This window comes from Kovacikia sp. CALU 1929, from assembly GCF_056784235.1.
The window spans coordinates 209,805-215,838 of sequence record NZ_JBXBCF010000071.1 but is presented as its reverse complement, the minus strand read 5'-3'; the positions used below and the strand labels follow the sequence as shown (position 1 = coordinate 215,838).

Below are 6,034 nucleotides of genomic sequence, written 5' to 3'. Positions count from 1 at the left end.
TAAGTTTCGCTATTTACAATTAGAATTCAGTCGTCGTTGCTCCATCGTCCACTGGAGCTATGATTTCCTCCCAGAGGCACTTGTCCATTGAAGTGTCCACTGAAATATGAAGTTTTATATCTGGATTCAACACTTCTGATCTTGAAGATATAAATTCATATCTGAAAACACAAAGTTGCAATCAAGCTTCTGAAGTAGAAGCGGAAACGTTCGGAGGAGATAGCCTTTCTCCGGCTAGTTCAGGGAACGATTTTGCAATTCAAGATGCAGTGTTCCCAGAACTTATAGACGCAGTAGCTCAAGTGATAGCGCATCCAGCAGGTTCTCCTTTACCGACTGGTTTGAAGAAGGCGATCGTACAATTCCCTGATCGAGTACAGTCTGCAATTAATTATCTGAACCAGCAACAGCAGAAGCAGCAGATCAAAAATCCGATTGGGTATCTTTATCAAGCGATCGTGGAAGGCTGGAATTTGGCGGCTCCTCAAGCTATCCCTGCGGTATCTGCAAAACAGCACGTACCTGCTGGCTTTAGTGAGTGGTTTGATCAGATGAAAGCGAAAGGGTTGGTAGTGGCAGCAACGGCGATCGACGGAATCCATTGTTCTTTAGATATTCATCGTGGTTGGGTACCAACAATTCAACTGATGCAGGAGCTAAGTATACACAAGTAAGCATAATGGAATCGTCATATCCTTTGCTCTTCTTCAAAATGATCCCAGAAGATTGCCTCTCTTTCAGCATCAGAAGCTTCATACTTTGCCCACTCTCTAATTCTCTGGAGTGGATGATTAAGAAACTTTTGCGCTACTTGGGCTTCTTTTCTTTTTTGTGATGAAATGTTTCCACCATAAACTTGAAGGCTGTGTGAACTAGAGCAAAACTTTTGAAAAGTAAAGTCATCATCCTCAAATTCACTTAAAACAAACTCAGTTAAAGGTGGAATAACTGGATTACCATTTTCATCAAGATAAGGAAGGGCAAGATTTCCAGCAATCCTCTGCGCTGCAACTACTCCTGCTGAATGCAGCCAAGTTTTCATTGCATTGAGAGGTAATGAATTAATCAAATAACGATATTTTTCTACATAAAAGTTCCATCCAGTCTCTTCAGAGAGAATGACATCTCCAAGATACTGCAAAACAAGCTCAGGATGATGTTCAGATAGTTCAACCAAAACTTCTGCTGCATCTTCTTCCTGCTGATGCCCCTTCCCAACGAGAGCAAAACTAGCAATTTGGGCAACTCTAGTCTTATCTACCTCCAGCATGGTACGTAATACTTTACCCCATTGATAAGAATCTCCCCAATTATGGTTAATTGCAGCTTCTAAAATAGTCCACACTGAATTCCAAATTTCAGGAATCTCTGGACATAGAGCCTTTTCGCTAATTGATTCTTTTGTAAGTCGAAAATAGACGAGTTTTATGGCAACCTGAATAGCTAAATTATTAGGTTCTTCTTGCAATGACTCAATCAGTCTCAGGAGAATTTCCTGGAATTCTTCTGAGGATATTGTTCTATCAGCAATGCTAGGTATAAATCCATCAAGATAGGCTAAAGATAATTTTTCAGAATCAATCAGCCTTAAAGTCCTAGTTAAAGCCTGAGTTGACGTACCGCCAGCCATATACAGCTCGTGCGCTAACGTAGGAATTTGAGGTTCAACTCTATCAAGCCAATCATTAACTTTGGACACACTATAAGGGTAATTTGTGATTAAACTTCCAACATATCCCCTTGCCAAACCAGCAGATTGATTATCTATAACTGCTTGCATGATGAGATCTAAACAAGTTGCATTAGCGTCATATTCTCCCATCGCACGTCCTAACTCCCACACTCCAAGTGCTTGTGCAGAGCATAACCACTCCATTTCTGCTTTCAAAGCCTCTTGGTTTTGGCATAATTCTTCAGCAAGGGAGCTAATTTCTTGATACCAGACTTCTCGCTGATCTTGAGATGAAATATTCCATGGAGATCTCCTAACAGTTCTAATTAACGCTCCATGCAAATCATCTGGTATGAAGTTTTTCAACCATTCCTGGATCTCCAATGGAGCATCAGGGGTAGCTGCTAGAATATCCTCTACCCGATCAAGAAAACGTAGAAGAATATTATGAGGTATATCTTCAAGCGGAAAAAGAGTCTTTATGTGCTCAAAGTAGCCTTTAAGTAGGAAGGTACGCAGATGCTGTATTGCAATATTTAATGCACCTTCTCTTAGCCTAGGACTAGGGCTTCTTGCCACTTGAATTAGAGCGTTTAAAGCTAAATCCACCGACTGCTTGATCTCTACCTCCGTTTCAGGCTTCCACTGATCTGGCGGAATGCGACCAGCTACTAATGGTGAACCTACGACACGAGAACCATGTGTTGCAAATGATTCATTCAATGCTCCTAGTGCAAGATCAATCTGATGTTCATTAACTGTTTCAAGTCTGGTTTGAAGAAAGCTGATGCGTTCTGAAAAAGAAATTGATGTTCCAGACAGAAATATCCGAAAAAGATCTTGCCAAACGTGAGTTGCATTATTTGCGATATATTCTTCTGATTCTGCAAGGGCCAGTTTCCATAAAATCGACTCTGCATAAGGAAAAAACTCAGGAAATCTAGCCATCCGCTCTGCAAGCCAAACTAAGTCGCGTCTTGGACCGCGAACCGTTCCACCATAGACTCGCAAAAGTTCATCTATAGAAGCTCTATCAACTAACTGAGCCAACTGTGGTAAATAGTAATCAGGGTTAGTATCTACCAAAATTACAAGCCGAGTGACCTTACTCATAAGGGTTAAATCCAGGGGTTGGAGACTAGCAAACCAAACCCGAAAAAAGTATCCAACAGTTTGGCGCACCTCCTTGGAGCCACTATCCTTTACCCGTTGAAGAAAGGGTTCTAGAAGTACATCTGGAATATTTGCAAGGAAATTACTGGGGTCGTAAGCCCATCGATTCCATGCACCGTCAAATGCTACTTTTGCAATTATCTCTGGAGTAATGTAGAGATAACGCCCTGCAAAAGCAATAAACCCAGGGCTATCTTTTAGCCCTGTTGCTGTTCGCATTAACTCACCTTTGTCAAGCTCTAAAGTTTTGCATAGAAGGCTAAGCTCTTCATTAACACTATCGCGATAGCCTATCTTACGAAATAGTGAAATTGCTTGCACAACTGTTAAAGCTTGAGGATACTCAGGAGAGTTTAGACGAGTCTTTAAATAATCACTAACACTAGTCAAAGCAGGGGTAACATTTCCGTGTATTGCAATACTAGAATCTTGTTTACAAAGATCCGCAGCAAACCTAATAAAACCTTGCGATAGGCTTACGTATGCTCGTCGTCGATCTTTAGGAATACTTGGAAAATTTTGCTCTAAAACTTTAGCAACATCATCCTTAGAAATCCTCTCCAGCCAGAACTCCGCTGATCCGAGTGCTGGACGTTCTCCAGAGTTATCTAGACAGACAACTCTTATTCTGTCTCTATGTCCTATGAGTAATTCTTGTAACCTTAGCCTTGTTTGGAGAAGACATTCATCAGCCACCAAAATAGCTTTTGTTAATTCATTATTTGCCAAGCTTGATGCAATATTTATTGCTTTAGTATCTAAAGTATATAGAACAAAATTTTCTGCCCCTTTACAGACTGTAAGAGTTTCATAAACAAGTCTTGTCTTTCCTACTCCAGCCTCACCTTGTACCGATAAAATTACCTCATCGCAAGATCTACTAAAGTCTACATGCTCAATGATACTTTGCTTTACTTGAGACCAATTTTTTATATCAACAAATCTACTTGTAAGAGCAGTGATATTACGGCCCCATGATTGAAGATGTAATAAATGCTCTAAATCCGGCTTAAAGAAGCGGATGATAATTGAGGGTAAATAGCTCGCCCAGGTTGCAAGATCCGAAGCTGAAATCACTTTTGGTAAGGGAGCAGAAACATTGATCGCTTGAACTTCCTCAGTAAGAACTTTTTCCCAATCACTCCGTTGTGCAGGAGTTATTTCATCACAGATACAAAAACGATAGCCATATCCTTTTTCAATAAGCTCTCTTGAATATCGCTTGCCAATTTCTTGACGAAGTTCTTTCTGAAACTTTGCCTTTGGAGCCTTACTACCCTCTATAGCCTTATACTGCCAGCATGTTGCTACGTCTAACCAACCTGTGGGATCATTAGGAACAGCTACCTGGACTTCTGTATCCACTCCTCCATCAGGGATGTTCGTCCTCTGATTTGTTGCGATATTTGCCAAGTGAATCCCTTTTGAGTAGGCTTCAGCTTTAATCAAAGCATCCACAAACTCAGTAAAGCGATCGCCGCCGGGAGTTCTGCATTTGTAGAGAATGTCCTGCCAAGTAACCGTCCACATAGGATATATAAAATTATTCTCCATAAAATCCTAGCTCATTCAACCAAGCAATCAGTTAAATCCCGATCGCATGATTTGGGACACAAATGTCCCTCATAGTCATCATTATCCAAAATAGGCAAACACTCGATCACTGATATTGCAGAATCTGCAATCCACTTCAACAATATCGTTCCCTTTAGACAGCACCTCCACAGTCAGGTCAAACTAACCCCAGCCCCTTCTCATCCACATAAGCATTCAGATACCGTCCCAATCGAATTTCAATCGCTCCATGCTCTAGGCTGAAGATTTCCTCTAGTCTACCCCCATCATCAAGTTCAGACGAGGCTTCAGATTGGTTCATCATTGTCTCCTGAACGCTTAACTCTTATTGTTGCTGAAAGATTTGAGTGTGGCACTACGGGCGATCGCAGTCAAAACATCCAGCCCCACAAACTGTCCAAAAGCACTTGGACAATCCTACCGTCCGAAATCCCTCTCCGATACAATCAATAAGCTGGGAGTGGAAGGGCAATGGGTAACGATCTGTCAAAACTAGGCTATGAAGAGTTTCTGGGTGAGCTAAAAGAGCGAATTCGCAATGCTCAGGTCAGGGCAGCTCTGGCAGTAAACCGAGAACTGGTTCTCCTCTATTGGCAGATCGGACAGGAAATTTTGCAGCGCCAGCAGCAGCAGGGATGGGGAGCCAAAGTCATTAATCGGCTGGCAACTGACCTGCGTAAAGCATTCCCAGACATCAAAGGGTTTTCTGCCCGCAACTTGCTTTATATGAGGGCATTCGCAGAGGCTTACCCAGATATAGAAATTGTGCAACAGGTTGTTGCACTAATTCCCTGGGGGCACAATGTCCGGATTTTAGACGCGGTAAAGACCCCGAAAGAACGAATTTGGTACATCCAGCAAACCATTCAGTATGGCTGGAGCCGCAATGTCTTGATTCACCAGATGGATAGTCAGCTTTACCGTCGTCAGGGCAGCGCGATTACCAATTTTAGCCGAGTCCTCCCTGATCCTCAATCTGAACTGGCACAGCAGGTCATTAAAAATCCGTACTCGTTCGACTTCTTAAGTTTAGGGAAGCAAGCTCTAGAGCGAGAGCTAGAAACGGCTTTGATTCAGCACATTCGGGAGTTTTTGCTGGAGTTAGGGGTGGGGTTTTCCTTTGTCGGCAGTCAATATCCCTTGGTCGTAGACGGGAAAGAATACAGAATCGATCTGCTCTTTTATCATTTCCGCCTGCATTGTTTCGTCGTCATTGATCTAAAGGTCGTCGAATTTGAGCCAGAATTTTCCGGGAAGATGAACTTTTACGTTTCGGCAGTGGATGACTTGTTGCGGGGTGCTGACGATAAACCGACAATCGGGATTATCCTCTGCCGGACCAAGAGTAAGACAGTGGCTGAATATGCCTTGCGAGACGTTCATAAACCGATCGGCATCTCCACTTACCACATGGGCACCCCATTACCAGAAGAGTTGCAGATGAGTTTACCGACGATTGCAGACCTGGAGGAAGAAATGGAGGCGATCGCTGCCGAAGTTGAGCAGTCTCTAGCATCTCAGGAGATAGAACAGCTTTCCCTATTTGCCGACCCCACCACCCTTGATGAAGAATAAAGTGTTGTTCCCTTTATCTTAGGTAAAAAAATCACTACT

At 42.6% G+C, this 6,034-nt stretch carries 4 protein-coding genes; 2 read left to right on the top strand and 2 right to left on the bottom strand.

Features of this window, described 5'->3' with window-relative positions; translation table 11 throughout:
• Window positions 1-302 precede the first annotated feature (302 nt).
• Window positions 303-674, top strand: coding sequence for a hypothetical protein (locus AC1S52_RS17410; RefSeq protein ID WP_482030305.1), 372 nt, complete (start codon window positions 303-305; stop codon window positions 672-674).
• A gap of 14 nt (window positions 675-688) precedes the next feature.
• Here the strand turns inward: AC1S52_RS17410 and AC1S52_RS17405 are convergent, their stop codons facing one another.
• Together AC1S52_RS17405 and AC1S52_RS17400 are read right to left on the bottom strand one after the other, a co-directional pair.
• Window positions 689-4,375, bottom strand: coding sequence for a hypothetical protein (locus AC1S52_RS17405; RefSeq protein ID WP_482030304.1), 3,687 nt, complete (start codon window positions 4,373-4,375; stop codon window positions 689-691).
• A gap of 202 nt (window positions 4,376-4,577) precedes the next feature.
• Window positions 4,578-4,721 carry a hypothetical protein gene (locus tag AC1S52_RS17400; protein WP_482030303.1) on the bottom strand — a complete coding sequence of 48 codons (144 nt, stop codon included), beginning with the start codon at window positions 4,719-4,721 and terminating at the stop codon, window positions 4,578-4,580.
• A gap of 170 nt (window positions 4,722-4,891) precedes the next feature.
• Here AC1S52_RS17400 and AC1S52_RS17395 point away from each other — a divergent pair, with 170 nt between their 5' ends.
• Entirely contained in the window at window positions 4,892-5,995 is a 1,104-nt protein-coding gene (locus tag AC1S52_RS17395; protein WP_482030302.1) for a PDDEXK nuclease domain-containing protein, read from the top strand.
• The last annotated feature ends 39 nt before the right edge of the window (window positions 5,996-6,034 follow it).